This is a genomic window from Cyanobacteriota bacterium, assembly GCA_025054735.1.
In the GTDB taxonomy this organism is placed as follows: domain Bacteria; phylum Cyanobacteriota; class Cyanobacteriia; order SKYG9; family SKYG9; genus SKYG9.
Genome location: JANWZG010000600.1, coordinates 1 through 1,679, shown reverse-complemented (window position 1 = coordinate 1,679; position 1,679 = coordinate 1). Strand labels below are relative to the sequence as shown.

Annotated in this window: 2 protein-coding genes; both read right to left on the bottom strand. The window is 48.6% G+C overall.

Annotated features, from left to right (window positions below; all coding sequences use genetic code 11):
• The coding region (locus NZ772_18570) for a thiamine pyrophosphate-binding protein (protein ID MCS6815561.1) at positions 1-685 on the bottom strand (685 nt) is incomplete at its 3' end.
• Between the two features lie 247 nt (positions 686-932).
• On the bottom strand, positions 933-1,679 hold a 747-nt coding region (locus tag NZ772_18565; GenBank protein ID MCS6815560.1), incomplete at its 5' end, for a PAS domain-containing protein.

Here is a 1,679-nt window from a genome sequence, read left to right as displayed (position 1 = left end):
CGATCGCCCCACCACCGACATAGAGTAGGGGACGACGTGCTGACCGCATCAAAGGAATAGCTTGCAAAATTTGACGAGGATTACCCTTCACCGTGGGACGATAACCCCGCAGTCGTACTGACCCTGGCTCCACAGGCTCATAGTCGAATACCATTAGCCCAATGTCTTTAGGAACATCAATCAAGACAGGGCCAGGCCGACCTGTGCTAGCAATGTGGAAGGCTTCAGCCACAATGGTTGCCATTTCACGCGGATCGCGCACAACATAGGAATGCTTGACGATCGGCAACGTGATCCCGTAAATATCCGTTTCTTGAAATGCATCGGAGCCAATCGCATAGGAGGGTACCTGCCCTGTGACAATAACCATAGGAATCGAGTCCATTTGAGCCGTGGCGATCCCTGTAACAAGGTTGGTAGCGCCAGGGCCAGAGGTGCCAAAACACACGCCCACCTTACCCGTTGCCCGAGCATAGCCATCAGCCGCATGGGCAGCACCTTGCTCGTGGCGCACAAGAATATGGTGAATTTTGCCCTCTGCTTCTGCTCGATACAGTTCATCGTAGATGGGCAAAATTGCTCCACCAGGGTAGCCAAAAATGTGTTTCACACCATGACGGACTAGACTGTCGATGAGCGCATATGCGCCTGATGCCTGCTTGGTTGATGCATTATTCGCTTGCACAGGGGAAACCTCTCAATGTTCTCGACTAGGGTACGGATCAGGAATTAATTACGGTAGGAATAGGACTTGATGGTAACAATCAAGCCTTAGTTGGCCTTGATTTGTAGTTAGTGATGCAATTATAAAGCGGGAATATCAGTACCCTGAAACGCTTTGTTAAGAAAATTTACGTTATGTAGTCACCATGAGTTCATCTACGCTGGTGGCTTCAGCAACTAGCCTATCCATAGGCACTAATGACTACACGCTACTCCTTTTTCCCTGTCAACCAGTAGGTAGTCACAGCTCCAATGCCTTTAACGGAAATGACTCCGCGCTCTTGGCAATGGTAACGATCGCGGAGCCGATTATAAACTGCCTGCGTAATTTGAATCTGGCCTGGTTCTCCTTGAGACTCCATCCGGCTAGCAATATTCACAGCATCTCCCCACAAATCATAAATAAATTTCTTTTTGCCAATCACGCCAGCGACAACCGTGCCAGTATTAATGCCAACACGAATAGAGACTGGTTGTCCTTCATAGGTTTTGAAGTCATTCATCCAAGCTTGCATGGCTAGCGCCATCTCGGCAGCGGCCTCCACATGATCTGGGCGTGGATTAGGAAGGCCACTGACTGCCATGTAGGCATCGCCGATCGTTTTAATTTTCTCTAGGCCATAGTAGTCGCACATGTCATCAAAGCTAGAAAAAATACGGTTTAGCAGGCCAACTAAGTCACTAGGGGAAATATCATTCGAGAGTTTTGTGAACCCAACAATGTCGGCAAACAGAATGGTGGCATCGGCAAAGCTGTCAGCAATAGGACGGTTGTCTAGCTTCAGACGCTCGGCAATTGTCCCTGGCAGAATATTCAACAACAGTTGTTCTGACTTTTCTTTCTCAAGCTGCAACTGTTGCTCAGCGTATTTACGGGCTGTAATATCACGCACAACCCAAACAACCGAGTCATCGTCAATAGGAGAAATACTTGCTTCTGACCAAGCTTCTTGCCC